General features: G+C 43.9%; 10 protein-coding genes. 1 reads left to right on the top strand and 9 read right to left on the bottom strand.

Annotated elements, in window-relative coordinates; translation table 11 throughout:
- Positions 1-703: 703 nt before the first annotated feature.
- The 6 genes from RDK53_RS11045 to RDK53_RS11020 form a co-directional block, all read right to left on the bottom strand.
- Complete coding sequence (locus RDK53_RS11045; RefSeq protein WP_308514861.1) at positions 704-3,910, bottom strand: HsdR family type I site-specific deoxyribonuclease; 3,207 nt, start codon at positions 3,908-3,910, stop codon at positions 704-706.
- Positions 3,911-3,928: 18 nt separating this feature from the next.
- The gene (locus RDK53_RS11040) at positions 3,929-5,179 is read right to left on the bottom strand and encodes a restriction endonuclease subunit S (RefSeq protein WP_308514860.1); all 1,251 of its coding nucleotides are present in this window, start codon (positions 5,177-5,179) and stop codon (positions 3,929-3,931) included.
- Positions 5,160-7,739 carry a type I restriction-modification system subunit M gene (locus tag RDK53_RS11035; RefSeq protein ID WP_308514858.1) on the bottom strand — a complete coding sequence of 860 codons (2,580 nt, stop codon included), beginning with the start codon at positions 7,737-7,739 and terminating at the stop codon, positions 5,160-5,162. Before RDK53_RS11035 ends, RDK53_RS11040 begins: the two co-directional genes overlap by 20 nt.
- A gap of 205 nt (positions 7,740-7,944) precedes the next feature.
- Complete coding sequence (locus RDK53_RS11030; protein WP_308514856.1) at positions 7,945-8,079, bottom strand: hypothetical protein; 135 nt, start codon at positions 8,077-8,079, stop codon at positions 7,945-7,947.
- A gap of 183 nt (positions 8,080-8,262) precedes the next feature.
- Complete coding sequence (locus tag RDK53_RS11025; protein ID WP_308514854.1) at positions 8,263-8,838, bottom strand: PhnD/SsuA/transferrin family substrate-binding protein; 576 nt, start codon at positions 8,836-8,838, stop codon at positions 8,263-8,265.
- 237 nt (positions 8,839-9,075) lie between these two features.
- On the bottom strand, positions 9,076-9,690 hold the full coding sequence (locus RDK53_RS11020) for a hypothetical protein (RefSeq protein ID WP_308514853.1): 615 nt from the start codon (positions 9,688-9,690) through the stop codon (positions 9,076-9,078).
- Between the two features lie 616 nt (positions 9,691-10,306).
- Here RDK53_RS11020 and RDK53_RS11015 point away from each other — a divergent pair.
- Positions 10,307-11,890, top strand: coding sequence for an FAD-dependent oxidoreductase (locus RDK53_RS11015; protein ID WP_308514851.1), 1,584 nt, complete (start codon positions 10,307-10,309; stop codon positions 11,888-11,890).
- A gap of 90 nt (positions 11,891-11,980) precedes the next feature.
- On the opposite strand, the gene RDK53_RS11010 is transcribed toward RDK53_RS11015, so the two are convergent.
- The 3 genes from RDK53_RS11010 to RDK53_RS11000 all read right to left on the bottom strand — a co-directional run bounded on the left by RDK53_RS11010 (position 11,981) and on the right by RDK53_RS11000 (position 16,256).
- A complete protein-coding gene (locus tag RDK53_RS11010; RefSeq protein WP_308514849.1) occupies positions 11,981-12,601 on the bottom strand; it encodes a response regulator in 621 nt (206 codons plus the stop codon).
- Positions 12,594-14,387, bottom strand: a complete 1,794-nt coding sequence (locus tag RDK53_RS11005; RefSeq protein ID WP_308514847.1) for an ATP-binding protein — start codon at positions 14,385-14,387, stop codon at positions 12,594-12,596. Before RDK53_RS11005 ends, RDK53_RS11010 begins: the two co-directional genes overlap by 8 nt.
- Positions 14,388-14,480: 93 nt before the next feature.
- Positions 14,481-16,256: a flavocytochrome c gene (locus RDK53_RS11000; RefSeq protein ID WP_308514845.1), complete on the bottom strand. Its 1,776-nt coding sequence runs from the start codon at positions 16,254-16,256 to the stop codon at positions 14,481-14,483.
- Positions 16,257-16,398 lie beyond the last annotated feature (142 nt).

Raw genomic sequence — 16,398 nt, 5'->3', positions numbered from 1 at the left:
TAGAGCTGACGGGGCCTCACAGGCCCTTCTTTAATTTATAGGTGTAAAAGACGGGTGGTCATGCCAGCATGACGACCACTCAAAAAACTTACCTCCATATCATTCAGGAGCTCGAAAGCAAAGATATCGATCTAGTTATGCGTGCCATGAGCTCTCTAAACTAATTTTTACTTCACGCTGATGAAAAGATCTTTTCTCACCCTGAAACAGGGTTAAAAGACCAACTTCTTCTGTAAATATTGGGATCGAAACCTTTCGTTGGTCGTTCTTGCCGCGTAATTTCTCTTTTTCCCCATGGTTATTCAAGCAAACCAAATGAATTATTTCACTCTCTCCCTTTTCAAGGATTCTTCCCCATGACATTCAACAATGAAAAAACTAGTCGCTTACTCAGGGACCTTATCTCCTTTAAATTTCCAATGGTTACCATCATGTTTTTTTTGCAGAACATTTCTTAATTATGTCCTGCATATTTTGGATTGTCCTGTCAATCGCAGCCAGTAGCTTCAAGCGACTACGTGCGTTATTGCTATACTCCATTTTTTCTATGGCATTCTTCCTTATTTGAGACGAGAGCTTCTTATTAGGTAAGGAATAGGACCAATTATTCGTTAGTTGATTTATAGCTTTGACGTACTTTTCAATTTCTTTTGCTTTATTGGATTCTGTTCACCGGAAACAGGTTCCCATTGGATGATCGCCTCTAACCAGAGGAAGAATCAAAGTCTTCAAACACATCGAGTTTTCCTCCGCTTTGAATAAAGTCTCCGAGAAGAGACTTGAAACCTGTGGCAGCTTCCACGCCGGAAATTGTTGGTTTCTTCACTTTTGCTTTCATGAATTCAATAATTTTCCTTGGGTCCCCGCTCTTCATTATTTTCTGGAGTTTGTTACCTTTATCAAGAATTTGACCTGGAACGTAATTATGGATGGCTTCCTTTACCAGTTTGTCATCTAGATCGAAAGCTTCGGTGAAGTTCTTGACATTTTCCTCCTGTTTGGTCGTCTTAAGCTTATAAACCAACCCCATAAATTGATCTTCGGGCGCCACTTGAAGCTCACCTCTTCTTATTTGAGAGATAACAATTTCCGCGTACACTTGCTCCTCCTGACTAAGAGCGCAGAATCCGGAGTGAAATTGCTGGTACAAGGCCTCTTCTTCTTCGGCGGAAATATTCTTTTGACGAATATCAATCAAAAAGCGCTTGAAGTTGCTGTTCAAGTAATCTTTGTTGATTTTCTCAGAGGTCTGGACATTAAGGACGTAATCAAAGTGGAACGGCGGAGAGGGAATTGGATCTCCCCCGGGCCCTGGCCCTGGGTTACCTTCAGATCTGAGTTCTTTGTAGCGCTGCGTGAGAATGGAAAAAACTTTCTCGGTAACTAACGGAACTTTTATTATGAAAGCTTCTCCTGTCGATTCATCCACTTCTGTGCGCTCTTCGTCTCCCCATGAAAATCCCTGCAGCTTGGCTGTTTTAATAGTGTTAATGAGATGCCCGTAAGCTGAGGCAAATTTTCTTTTTGCGGCTTTATCCTCGGGAAGCAAAGAGAAGTTTTGGATTCCAGCTCGAGCAAAGACTTCTTCGATTTCTCTGTATACTTCATCCATTTTTTTTATCTGCTGATGCAGTTTAGGGATAAAAATATCCGGTGGATTTTCTCCAGAATAGAGCTTGACAGCAGCCTTGATGTTCTGCTGCATCGTGTGCGGTTTGCGATAGTAGCGAATCTGCCCGAAAAGTTTGTCGTCGTCTAAAAGTCGGTTTGTTCTTGAAAACGCTTGGATAAGATCCTGATATTCCAGTTCCCGGTCGACAAACAGAGTGTTTACCCACTTAGAATCGTATCCAGTAAGAAGTTGATTGACAACGATAACGATATCAAGCCTATCGCTCGAGTCTCTGTCGATATGCCATACAGAATGCCTTTTCTTGTGCGCAAGCCGGTTCAATACGTCGATTTTAAAAACAGCAGGATCCGACCATGAGGTCCCGAATTGCTGGTTGTAGCCGTTAATAATTCTTTGCACTGCATCCTCTTTGAATGCCGCCTTTTGTCCGGCTCCTTCCTTTTCTGAGTGATAGTCAATATGAGGATCAAAAATAGCGGTAACGCGCATATCAAGGCCTCTTCTATCAATTTCCGCATTAAAAAGGTCGAAATATTGAATGGCTTCTTCGATACTGGCAGTCGCAAAAATCGCATGAAACTTCTTGTTGACGGTAAAGCGAGCAAAGTTCTTGAGAATGTCCTCAACGACTTTCTTTCTGTGTTCTTCTCCGAACTCGGCTCGTGTAAGGTAGCCCTCAAGAGTGATAAGAGAGGTTTTGCCTGGATCAGTGATTCGGTTGTAAATTTTCTTCTTCTCAGGATCGGCGAGAGCCTCATCTAGTGTTTTAGCGTCGGCCTCTCTCAAGGCCACTTTCTCTCTCAAGTCGTCGTCATCGACAGTTTTGACCATCGTACAGTTAAAAGGAAGAACATTTCCATCATTTATGCCGTCAGCTAGGGTGTAAGTATGCAAATTGCTGCCGAAAAGATCAACTGTGGTACTGTCTGCCTTTTTGTTTTCTTCCTTAATAGGGGTTCCCGTAAAGCCGAAAAATACGCTATTTTGAAATTTCTTTTGGATTGCCGGAAAGGTGTCTCCGAAAGTACTTCTGTGGCATTCGTCAACAATAAACGCAAATCTCTTGTCGGCTAATTTTTCAAAAAGAGGTGCGTTTTTTGGATCGTTGACTAAACAGGCAAGTTTCTGCAAAGAGGTTACGATCAGCTTATCATCGGTTTTAATGCTCTTGAGAGATTCGGAGAGCGCGTCCGTATTTGCGGTGTAAGAGACCGTCTTTCCCTGTTCTCCGCCAAAATTGTTGTACTGATCACGAGATTGGTTTCCGAGTTCAATTCGGTCCAAAACGAAAATAACCTTGTCGGCAAAGTTGGCGTCAGAAATCAGTTGAGCGGCCTTAAAACTTGTCATTGTTTTGCCTGAGCCAGTAGTGTGCCATATATATCCCCCTAAGCGAGAATTTCCCACAAAAGAAGCGGAACGGATTTGTCCAGCTCTATCTCTGATTACTTGAGTCGCAAAGCACTGGTAGCTACGCATTACCTTGAGAAGACCGTCGGTTTTATCTGCAATGGTGTAATACGCGATCATTCGATGAGCTTCAGGGATTGCCAGAAACGACTCCGAGATGCTCTGCCAATCATTTTTGGGTTGATTATTAAAGTCCGCCCACGAAAATGTGAACTTGCGGTTAATGGTTCTTGTGCTTGCACCGGGATTAGAAAAATATCGAGCGTCTTCAGGAGTCATAGATACAAATAATTGGACGGTCGAAAAAATACCTGTAAATCTCCCCTGTTTCAAGTAAAACTCGATCTGATTGATGCCTTCTTCAACGCTGTGCCCGCTCGCTTTTAATTCAATATGAATAAGAGGGAGTCCGTTGATAAGCAGCGTGAGATCACCTTTCCGGTCCGACAGAGCGTTCTCCTGTTTCTTAAGGATCGGTTGCCTAGCAATCTGGTAGACGTTGTTTCCTTCGCCGATTTGTTTTGGGAAAAAAATATCCAAAGATATGTTTTTTCCGTAATTTTGAGTATCTTTAGGGTTGGTGCGTCTGATGTTGACGGATCCTCCCAGGAGGTGAGCATTGACTTCGTAGGGACTCTTATGGTTAAAAGCCGAGATAATCTGGTTTAACTCGTCATCATTTAAAGGAACACCGTTAAGTCGTGAAGACTGCTGATTATGCTGGAAGACAATTTTTGCGAAGTTATCTTTTAAACTGTCTTCATCAGGATTCTTGATTACTTCCTTCCAACCTTTAGAAGTTAACTTCTTCACTAATGCATCTTCGAAGTCTTTTTCTGAACTAAATGCAATGGTACCTTGAGACATGAGTATAAGCAGAAAAAATTAATTCACGAATAAGTTATTGAACAAACAAGTCTTGAGTTTCTTAAGCTGAGCTAGCTTTCGCTGATGAAGAGCGATTGCGTTTTCTAATAAATAAAAGAGGTTTCCTATCTTTTCTTGCTCAGGAAGAGTAGGAATACTAATGTGTATTGCTTCCACGTCTTTTTTGCCATAAGACGGAAGAGCTCCTACCTGAACCAATTGAGTTAGATCAAGAGTTTCGAATAAGGCATGAGCAAAATTCGTAACCCATATGGAAGGATCCAAAGAATACGACATAGTATTGTTGTCTAAGAGAAAAGGAGTCCCGCAAAGCCGTTTACGATTGAGAAGAACCGCCGCTCCTACCTTTGCAAACAAAATTGCAGGGACTTTTGTTATAGGGAACCATTTGTTACTAGCAATTTGGTCTGCCGTTACATAATTGTTTGCCTTAACCATAATAGATTCATTACCCGGAAGGTTCATGTCGGATACTTTATAAAAAGGAAGGCCCTCTTTCCCTCCTTGTTCTCTTTCGGGAAATCCAATTCCGGATCGTGTCTCGCCAAGTTCTCCTAACTTACGCTGTTCCCAAGCGTCAGTAAATTCAGGAAAGCGAAGCCTGGGAAAAATCTCCCCCTCTCTTGGAAACATATTTTGAAGTAAAGATTCCTTCAAGTTTTTGAAGTGTTTGAGCTTTTTCTGATGAAGAGTGATGACATTTCCTATTTGGGCGAAAAGGCTAGCGATCTTTTCCTGTTCTTCAAGTTGAGGAAGACCAAGATTAAATTTACGAATATTTTGCATACTCAAAGCAGGCTGAGAAGAAGTCGCTATAAGTGGGAAAATAATGCGTTGATAAAAAAATGGGGAGCCAAGTTGGCAAGCGAGAAAGGCCGAAGAAAGTGGTTTATTTATACGTATCCTTGCAACGTTAGGGGCAAGATAAAACCTATCATTTTGAGGTATCAATGCAACTTCCCCTACAGTCCCAACGTAAGTAAACACAATATCATCTACAAATAATTTACTTCGAGCTAATTTACTTAGATCGCTACCGTCAATATATTTCACGTCCTTCAGATCGAGAAGGCCTTCTTTAATATTTAGACCTCTTAGAGCAATAATAGTGCCGTTATCCGAATAATTCACATATTTAGTGAACTCAAACCCTGCTAATTTTGTTACCTCTGCCAAACTCCCAAGCTCACACTGTTCCCAAGCAGCATCAAACCTACTAAATCGAATTTTAGGGATTTTCGTTGCCATAGCATTCTCCTTTTAGAAGACGAATTACTTCAGCAATTGCCTCCATCTCTCTTTGCGGTCCAGTTAATTGTTCAAATAGATCCAAGAGCTGAGAGGTAGTCTCTCTTAGCTGCTGTTCTGTTTCAATCCATGAGTTTTTGTTGTATTGAGCTTCTAACTTTCCGATTTGAAACTCTAGGTTTTCTAATTCTGTGTGGGCGGCTTTCTGTAGTTCTGCTTTTAAGGGGTCAATCCATTTCTCCCTGAGTAATCCGTTAATTTCATCAGAGGTGAGTTTTTCCAACGTTTCCTTTGTCTCTTTCCAAAGTTTTTCTTCTAGCTCTTTGATTTCCTTCTTAACTTTAGCTATCTTCTTGTTGTTATCAATGTAGAACTGTACAGCTATGCAAACCGGGTCCAAAAGCTTTTCCTCATCTGAGAAGGATTTCAGAAAAGCTCTGGCTTCCTTAGAAGAGATAAAGGAAGTTTTGTCTTCGTTGATAGCAGGACATGAAGAAACTTGCTCTTCTGTCAAATCCTCAAGTTTCGATAATGTTTCTTGAGCTAAAGAGTCTAGTTCTTCTTTCTTTGTTGAAATCTGTTGAAGTATGTTTTGGAGATCTTTGAAATTCTTTTGAATCAGAGAAAACGGAATAATTCTTCCATCCTCACCATTACATCCGCGTAGTGAAGACGTATCGGATTGAATGGTCTCGAGATCCATGGATATCTTTTCCCAATGGTTTATGAAGATTTGGTACACAGCATAGGGATCCACCAAGGGCTCAGAATTAAAAATTTCAAAGAGCTGGTTTGAAATAAGGGTTTCAGTCTGATCCACATCGAGAGATTCTTTTTCATCTGAAATTATGGTTTGGTCCAAAAATTCAGAAAATGCAGACACGGAATTAGAGAATTCTTCTAGGAATTTCGTAACCTCTGAGTTTTCGAAAATAACATCCTTGACGCTGGCAGCTTTGACCTTCATATTGTCATTTCCAATGTTTTCAAACAAAGCTGTCTTTAGAGAAGGGAACTGTTTCCAGTACACAGCAAACTGCTCAATATCTCTAGCTGGGATAGTTGAGAAAATTGTGGCATAAAGATCTAAGGGGTGCTCCTGTTCAGAAGCGATGTACCTAGGAATGTTTAGGTTAAAGCCATTACTTTTAACCTCTTCTAGAGCTACTTTTCGGGAGAAGCCTTCTTTTTCTCCCCTGCCGTTAACAACATCGGCAATGAGTTTTACGTCGCGTGCTCTGAGCTGGTTTTTGTTGCCTTCTTTGACAAAGGTTTTCGAAGCGTCCACAAAAAGGATATCTCTTTCTTCTCTTCCTTTTTTCAAGATCATAACGATTGTGGGAATCCCTGTGCCAAAGAAGATGTTAGGCGGAAGACCAATAATAGTGTCGATAACGTTGGTTTCAACTAGCTTTGTTCTGATTTTTTCCTCTGCCTCTCCGCGAAATAAAACTCCGTGTGGCAAAACGATTGCCATAATTCCGTCATCGGTAAGGTGGTAAAGATTATGGAGCAAAAATGCAAAATCCGCTTTTGTTGCTGGTGCCACTCCGTAGTCACTGAATCGGACATCCATTTCCATCCCCTCCGTGCTCCAATGTGCACTGTAAGGAGGGTTCGAGATGCAGGCATTGACTCTTAACGGCGCATTTGAATCTTTGCTATCAATAGGCCAGTCCTCAAGCAGCGTATCTGCATTTCGCGTATGAATGTTCGTAGCGGCAATCCCTCGCATAATGAGGTTCATGCGCGTCAGGTTATAAGTGGTCGAATTGAGTTCTTGAGCAAAATATTCGATGCTGTCTCGGTCTCCTGTCAGTTTGGCGATACTGTTGCCGATATTCAATAAAAGAGAGGCAGAACCAGAGGTCGGGTCATAGATACGAATGTTTTGTTTATCCTGCAAATGATGCGCCACAATCTCCGACATAAGAACAGAAACCTCATGGGGAGTGTAGAACTCGCCAGCTTTTTTTCCGCCCGTAGCAGCAAATTGGCCGATCAGATATTCATAGATGAATCCAAGAACATCGTAGGATCGCTGGCCATCCAGAGGAATCAAATCCAGCAATTCGATAAGGTTTCTTGCCGTTTTTTTTCTTGTAGCTCCATTTTCTCCAAGCTCGGCAAGGTTGCTGATCATCGCGGAGAAAATACCTCCGAATAGATCTTTCATAGATTTTTCAAGAGCCACATCGCTTTCATCGTTAGAGTCCGAGGCCGAAAAGATGTTTCCCTCAAAGTCATTGAAGGCATCCTGAATTTGCGAGAATTCCAATTCGCTGGAGTTCTGAACCCAAGTTGAATAGAGGTGCTTATAAGGAATGTAAAAGCCTAAGGATTGTTTAATATCGGCGATAACTGCAGGTTTTTCAAGTTCGGTCTTTAAGTCAGGCACCTCACCGAAAGACATATCCATGAGGTATTGAACCTCTCTATGGCTTAGGAATTTATAAAAGAGAAAACCTAAGATGATATCTTTGTACTTAGAGGCATCTATTTTTGATCGCAGATGGTCTGCAGAAGCCCAGATGGTATTGGCGAGTTCCTTTTTATTCATAAGCTCTAATATTCGTTTTTAAATAACGATAGCTAAGTGATTTATACGATTCTGCATTTACTCAGGAGTCAGACGATAAAGACGTTCATTGTCCTTTACACATGGACCTAGAATCTGGCGAGAAACAGGCCCACAAGGAGAAAGACAGCTCTGTTTTTTTCAAATCGAGTATTGAAACTATATCAAAATTAACAAAAATTAATTATTACTTGGTGAAGGCTAAAAATTCTTGAATTATCTGAGAATTTAAATGCGCAAAAGGACCTATCTTCAAGTCACCGTATAGATTGTCAATCAACGTAAAGTCACTGGCTATTTCCCACTGGTAGCCTTCTGGCATGATTTTATTTGCCTTTTCGAGTTCTGTGTAGATCTTGTTGACCGTTGTCACGTCCAGATGCGGCGGGATCAGGATACTAAAGCCTGGATACAAAGGTGCACTTGTCACGCACGCGGTGTATAGATTCCTCTTTTCGTTGATTACACTCAGCTGTTCTGTCGGATCAGCCTCACCTTTTGCTCTTTAATTTTCCGCAAAGTAAGCATTGAGCACGATAGCATCAACTTGGCCTTCTTCCAGTGCTTTTAAACGAGCCTTGACGTCATCTCCGAGATATAACCTCTTGCTGAAAAAATTATACGGGTCGTATCCTTGGTCATGCAGCTCTTTAAGAACCGTCAGCTCTCCCCAGTAAGCTCCCTGCTGATTCGTGCCCTGAATCTTTCTCTTTAAATCCTTCAAAGAAAATATGCGGTCATCTTGCGCCAGGAAGTAAATCACAGAACCCATCACATGATCCGGATCGGGACTTGGCGGCGCAGTAGAGGTCAGCAAATCTCTGAGCCCTGAATGAATATTTCTGCGGTAGGCAGCCGCGCCGGCAATCGCGAGATCGGCCTCTTTATGCGAAATCGCATGATCCAGTCCTCTCCAATCCGTCGAGTAAGTAGAGACCTTTCTCGGAGAGACTGCCTTCTGAATGGTCGCAATTGTCTTTCTAAAACTCGTAACCTTTTTCGTCCCCGGTAAAGTCAGCTCCGGAATCTTGAAAGGCACGGCCAGCACGCTTTGACAGGCAAAAATCAAGAAAACCGTCAAAAATCCATTAATGATTTTCTTTATTCCTTCCTCTCGTGCAGACGCCTATCGAGTAGAAAGGAGCTTGTCTGCGTCCCTCTCACACCGCTATCTGCTTCTTTCAGCCTGCACATCACTGCGGAGCCTTACAGTTTCGCTAACTCTTCCCACTAGCGGCGAGTTCGGGACTTGCACCCTACAGATTACTCCCATGCCGAGCACACACAAGCCTGAACTTTTCTCTAAGTTCTGGCGCTTTTAAAAATTCTCGTCAAGAAAATGTTTCATCAATGAAACAAGCTGCTCGATATTCCTCTGGGGAATCAGCCGTGGAGCATTGTGAGTAAATAAAAACCTTCTCTCCGTGTTATAGCATGTGAGCTCAGCAACATCTGCTATGTCCTCTCTGTGAATCTCTTTATTTCGATACAAGGAGCAATGAAATTGTGGCTTAATATGGACCGTCTTCCCACTTAACGCAATCACCTCTACTCCTGGGAGCTTGTTTTGTCGGTACAGCTCATTTCTGAAGTCCACGCAATCCTTGTAAAACTGTGCTTCTTTAGCAGGTGGTAACCTATTGATAACATTAATAAATTCTTGATCAACTTGCTCTGGAAGACCTTCCTGGAGAATCAGCGTCCGGCCTCGTCTATCCATATACATTACCGTCCAACATCTTTGCCTGCAGGCTTCCCTTTGGCGCGGGGTCATTTTGATTAAGCCATCAAAATTGAGTTTTCTTTGCTTCCAATCCGAACTGAGATTATTGACGAGGGCTCCATCAAATTCTACTTTTGGAAGATCATATCCGTAAGACAATGGAACGGCCAGGAGAAATGACAAGATGAAAAGTACATATTTTGTAAGCATGGCTTCCTTCGCTCCTTCCTTGCAAACATCTTCAGTTATTAAGCATTATTGCATTAGGCCAAAGTATTCTGCAGCCGAAAAGCAAAAATAAATAGGCAACTGTTTTTCCTCCTGTGAAAAGTCATGAACCAACTTGTAGATTAGCCATTTTATGACTCGGTTATTAATCAAAGCATAAACAATGGTGGTGGAAATACCCTGGTAATCAGGGAATGCATAGGTTTCGAATTTTCATATCAAGAGGCAGGGCTTGATAATCAGGGGAGAGAAATGCATCTGCAGTCGGTTAGCGAAGATATCCTCTATATTTTCCGTTCACCTTTTCAAGCGAGGTCAGAATGGAAACCGTCCACTGCCTTCAAATATTATGCCGAGAAAATTAAGCTCTTAATTGAAATTTCAAGGGCAATCAAAAGCTGCTCGGCATAATATTTAACTCGGCATAAGGAGGAGTCGTCTCACCTTATCTGCGTTCAAAGCCTAAGCGTTTATACCCAACTCAATTCCGTTACTACGCGCGTAGTTTTATTCCTAGACTCTTCTTCAGAGATGGGTTTTTGGTCTCTCAATCAACTCTTTTTATAAAAACAACTTCTCAATCTTTGGAGTATTTCACATGAATATCACCAAAAGACAATTCCTCAAAGGATCTGTTGCTTCTGCTTTCGCAATCGGTTCTGTCGCCTCTGCTTCTGCCAAAGCTTTGACTCCGGATACAAAATGGGATGATGAAGCCGACGTAGTCGTGATCGGGTTCGGCGGAGCCGGCGCATCCGCTGCTATTACAGCTCATGATGCCGGCAGCAAGGTCCTTATCATCGAAAAAATGGACGCTCCCGGCGGAAACACAGCCGTTTCTGCTGGCGGCTTTATGATTCCTGATGACATCAATCAGGCTCGTAAGTATCTGGCCGGCAGCTATCAGTACTGCCACGCTGAAATGGATGAACAGCTTCTCGACGCATTTTGCAAAGGAACAGCTGAACTCCGCGATTGGCTCACTGGTCTTGGTGATAATGTCGGCATGTTCGTTTACGGTTACTCCGGCTTCAAAAACCTCGAAGGTGCAGACACCATCAAGAGATATCGTATTCGCGGTCAGAAAGGCGGTCCTAAGAAAGGAAGCGGTGACTGCCTCTTCGATCTCTTGAAAGGCGCTGTTGAAAAACGCGGCATCCGCACCATGCTCTCCACTCCTGTCGTAGCCATTATCAGAGACGGTGACGAAGTAGTTGGTGTTGAAGTTCAGAAAAACGGCCAAAAACAAAATATCAAGGCTAAGAAAGGAGTTGTTCTTGCAACCGGCGGATACGAGTTCGATCCGGAATCTCTGCAGAACTACACAATGGGCTATGGAATCGGCGCTATCGGTAATCCGGGGAACACCGGCGACGGCCTTCGTTTGGCACAGTCCATGGGCGCAAAACTCTGGCATATGAACGCTTATTCTGCATTCCTCGGCGTTCGTTATCCGGGTTATAAGACAAGCGTTTCTATTTCTCCGAAAGGCGCCGGTTATATCTGGGTCGACCAAGACGGCAAACGCTTCAGCAGCGAAAAAGTTGACGGCCACTGCCAGATGTACGTTGCTTCTCACTTGGATGCAGTCCGCCATTGCTATCCGAGAATTCCTTGCTACCTCATTTTCGACCAGGCCACCGCAGACAAAGGACCGATGGGCTCCAGCTTAGGTTCCGGCTACGCCATCAACAGAGAAGGGCATCGTTGGTCCAAAGATCTCAGCAAAGAAGTTGAAATGGGTCTTCTTAAGAAAGCCAACTCCATCGCAGAATTGGGCAAGATGCTCAACCTTCCTGAAGGTCAGTTAGAGAAGACTGTCGAAAAATGGAATACAGACGTCAAAGCCGGTAAAGACACCGAATTCGGTCGTCCAATCCGCGCCAAAGGCAAAGGCTCTTACACCTTCGATGGCCCTGAAATTTCTGCTCCAATCGAAAACGGTCCTTTCTACGCTGTTGAACTCTATCCAACCTTGGTCAATACACAGGGCGGTCCAAGAAAGAACGTTAAGGGCCAGGTTTTGGATGCTTTCGGCAATCCAATTCCGCGTCTTTACGTAGCCGGTGAACTTGGTTCTATGTGGGGTCCGATCTACCAAGGTGCCTGCAACAACGCAGAATCTATGGTATTCGGCCGCATCGCCGGTGCGAACGTCGCTCAGGAAACTCCGTTGAAGTAATGATTGACTAGAGAAATCTAGTTTTTCCTGGTGTCGCGGATACGAGAAGTCAGTTCTCGTATCCGCGTATTCATTTGTGATTGATTCAGATTATTTTTTGATTCTGCCGTACTCTTCTCTGAACTCCTGAAGAGTAAGGGCATCAAATTTTTTCAAGATATTTTGACGGTGTCTTTCCAGCGTTCTTTCACTAATTCCTAAATGCTCCGAAATCAGCGAAGACGGCAGTCCTTGAGCTAAATCACCGGCTACTTGTCTTTCTCTATCCGTTAGTTTTTCCAATTTTCCAGCCGGAGAACTCTCAAATTTTGCTTCTAATCGGGCTCGGTCCTTACAGACGCCTCGCTCTATTGCGGCAAACAGTTCATCGGGAACAATAGGCTTCTTGAAAAAATCAAAAGCCCCGCCGCGGAATGCCTTCACTGCAGTGTCCAGAGTCCCGTAATTGCTCATAAAAATAATCGTCAGGCCATTGCCGAGTTTTTCCAGTTTCCTTTGCACTTCCAACCCGTCCATTTCCGGCATCTGAATATCCAGCAGCAAACATCCCGGCTGCTGAGGATCCAGTTCTTTAAAAAACGTCTCCGCATCCGAATAGCATTCACACGCCCAGCCTTTATTTGTTAAGGCAAATTCCAAAGCTTCTAAAAGTTCTTGGTCATCATCAAGAATACGAATTAGACAGTCTTCTTTTGCAAAAGAATTACTCATCTCCATTCACCTTACTTAACGGCAATTCAACTACCACTACCAGACCTCCCAACGGACTGATTTCAAAAGATATGGTTCCTGAATGAAGCGAAACAATCGACCTCACAATGCCTAGTCCTAAGCCCAAGCCGCCTTTTTGAATCGTGGTCCGGCCTCTTGTTTTTTCTCGGATGGCTTCTAAAGTTTCCTCTGATATTTTCGGACCAGTGTCCCAAATCTTCAGTACGGCCCGATAGTCTTTCTCTTCCAAGGTTAAAAAGACATGCGTCGTTAATCCTGATTGGGCTGCTCTGAGACTGTTTTTCAGCAGATTCATTACTGCCAACTCCAGCTGGTCCGAGGAGCAATAGACTTCCAAATCTTTTTTCGGCAATTGGTAAGTCAGAATTGTTTGATCTACGGAATGCAAAGCAAAGAAGTCCGCTATTGTGCTGCCGATAACTTTGTTAAGGCTCTTGTGCTCCAGAACCGTTTCTCCTTTAGCAAACTCTCTGACGAGTTGAACGATGCTATTAAGCTTCTCCGCCCGCATTTCTATCTTAGAAATGGCCCCTAGTTCTTTAGAGAAATCGACCGATAAATCTTTTTCTTTTTTAGAAAGCATCTGCTTTAGGGTATCTGCAAAAAGCAAAATCGAAGACAACGGCTGCGACATATCATGAGCTACCGCAGAACAAAGCTGAGAGACTTCCTGTTTGCTCCTGAACGCCTGATATTTCCCGTCAATGGTTTGTATTCTGTCTTTGAGCTGTCTTTCCCGGTCAAAAGAATTCTGCAGCTGTTGTGTACGTCTGCGAACCAAGAAAGTGATTCGGATGCTGTGGTAAATATAAAAAAGTACCGCCAACAGACCAATGAAGAAGTAGTTTTTGTATTTCTCAAAAAATTCTTGCATCGTCTGAGAATTTAAATGCGCAAAAGGACCTATCTTCAAGTCTCTGTATAGATTGTCAATCAACGTGAAGTCACTGGCTATTTTCCATTCGTAGCCTTTAGGCATCGTTTTATTCGCCTTTTCAAGTTCCGTGTAGATCTTGTTGACCGTTGTCACGTCCAGATGCGGCGGAATCAAAATACTGAAGCCCGGATACAAAGGTGTGCTTGTCACGCACGCACTGTATGGATTTCTCTTTTCGTTGATTACACGCAAGTGCTCTGTCGGATCAGGCTCGCCTTTTGCTCTTTTATTTTCTGCAAAGCAAGCATAGAGCACGATAGCATCCACTCGGCCTTCTTCCAGCGCTTTTAAACGAGCCTTGACATCATCTCCGAGATATAAGGTCTTGCTGAAAAAATGATATGGGTCGTATCCCTGGTCATAAAGCTCTTTGAGAACCGTCAGCTCGCCTCGGTAAGCTCCCTGCTTATTCGTACCGAGAATCTTTCCTTTTAAATCTTTCAAAGAAAATATTCGGTCATCTTGCGCCAGGACGTAAATCACGGAACCCATCACATGATCAGGATCCGGGCTTAGCGGTGCAGTGGAAGTCAGCAAATCTCTAAGCCCTGAATGAATATTTCTGCGGTAGGCAGCCGCTCCGGCAATCACGAGATCAGCCTCTTTATGCGAAATCGCATGATCCAACCCTCTCCAGTCCGTCGAATAAGTCGAGACCTCTCTCGGGTAGACTGCCTTCTGAATTGCGGCGATGGTCTTCTCGTAAAACTCGGAACCTTTTTCATCGCCGGTAAAGTCAGCTCCGTAAATCTTGAAAGGCTCGGCCAGCACGATTTGACAGGCAAAAATCAAGAAAACCGTCAAAAATCCATTAATGATTTTCTTCATTTCTTCCTCTCATGCGAACGCCTAAAAAAAGGGCTCTGATCGAATGACAAGAGCCTGAAAATCAAGGAGAACTAAAATAAAAACCCAAACTTACTACTTTGCTTGAGCTGCGTTTGCTCCGGCAATTCTTCCGAATACCATCAAATCAGCTACAGCATTACCGCCTAAACGGTTTGCACCGTGAATACCGCCCGTGACTTCACCGGCAGCATAAAGTCCCGGAATAACTTCACCCTTAGCATTGACAGCGTGAGCTCCTGTGTCAATGTGGATACCGCCCATGGTGTGGTGGATGGTCGGAACTTTTCTGGCGACGTACCATGGTCCTTCAACCATTGGTCTGTCATCAGTATGGGTTGCTTTGAAGCCGAATTTATCTTGTTCAACTTCGTGGCGTGCAACTTGGTTGTAAGACTCGATAGCAGCTTTCAATCTTGCCGGATCAACGTTGATGATCTTGGCTAATTCATCAAGATTTGCAGCTTTCTTGACGCGGCCCTGAGCAAGCATGTCTCTCATGGTGCGTCCGCTTAACAAGTCAATAGCGTTTTCGTCTGGATATCTGAGCTTGTTCTGCACCAACCAGTATGTAGAACCCGGCTGTGCGAACACGGCTTTGGACAATACGTCTCTGGCTGCACCTTCGTTAACGAAACGGTCTCCGTTGGTGTTGATGAAGAGACGGTTTCTGCCGGAGGTCTTGATGTCAAGCATCAAGCCGGTTCCCGGAGATCCGTTCGGGTGAACCTGAATATCAGACAAGCCAATCAATTCAGCACCGGCTTTCTCTGCTAACTGAAGGCCTTGGCCCTGAGCAGCAACGCCAATGTTAGAGCAGCCGATTTCTTTACCGAGGTCAGCTTCTTTCCAAACACCTGTGTTGACTTTCTGACGGAATTCAACGTTGGAACCGAAACCGCCTGTCGTAACGATAACGCCTTTATCAGCCATGGCTGTGACGTCTTGACCTTTGTGTTTAGCCTTAACACCGACAACTCTGCCGTCTTTCATGATGAGTTCTGTAGCCGAAGTTTCCAAGAATACTTTGACTCTATCAGGACCGTACTTAGCCAATTGTTTTTCGAGGGTAACAACATAAGTGTTGCCGCCGGCAGGATTTGGATAGTGGCTTCTTTGATAAAGCGCACCGGTAGCTGCGCCGACTTTAGGATTGAACTTCAATCCCATGCCTTCAAGCCACAAGAGAGCGGAAGGAGCATTGTCAGCAAGAACTTTAACCAGTTTCGGGTCGCTGACGTTGTGACCGCCCTTCATAGTTTGTTCGAAATGCTTCTGAGGATTGTCTTCGATGCCCAAAGCTTTCTGATACTTTGTGCCGGAGGCGTTCAATGCACCGCCGCAGACATTAGTGGAACCGCCCAAGAAGCCGAGTTTTTCGATGATGATAACCTTAGCACCGTGTTCCAAAGCAGAAACCGCACTGGCCAAACCTGCTCCGCCGCCTCCGACGATAACGACGTCAGCACGTTCTGTGACGGGAGCCTTGTTAGCGTCTGTAATGCGCTTGTTGAAATCGCCCTTTTCAGCGCCTGCTTGCTTCAAGCAGTCCTTAATGGCGCCGAGAAGCTGGAAGCTTGTTACGGAAGCACCGGAAACGATATCAATGTTTGTAGACTGGTTCTTGATAACGCTGTCTTCGAGTTTCTTGATAGCAACTTTACCGACGCCCGGGCTTTCCAGGTCTTTAGTTGCGATGGAAGCAATTTTGCCGCCTTTGATATCAACGGTCACGGTAATCGGTGCATTGTGCCCGGTGACAGTCTTTGTGTATGTACCGTCTTTGACGGCTGCAGAGCATGTACCTGCAATTGCAAAGGCAGCTAAAACGGCCAATGTTAACTGTTTCATAACAAAACCTTTGATTTGAAGTTAAGTGGTAATGAGGGTTTCTTGGTTTGCCGGCCCTCTCCGGTATCTAATTAAGGAACCTTAAGCTCTCTGAATTCGTGGCATTCGTCGCACAAGAGAACTGGTTTCTTGTGACCGCGGT

It is taken from the genome of uncultured Turicimonas sp. (genome assembly GCF_902477955.1).
In the GTDB taxonomy this organism is placed as follows: Bacteria; Pseudomonadota; Gammaproteobacteria; order Burkholderiales; family Burkholderiaceae_F; genus Turicimonas.
The sequence above is the reverse complement of the archived record's forward strand: the minus strand, read 5'-3'. Positions and strand labels throughout refer to the sequence as shown.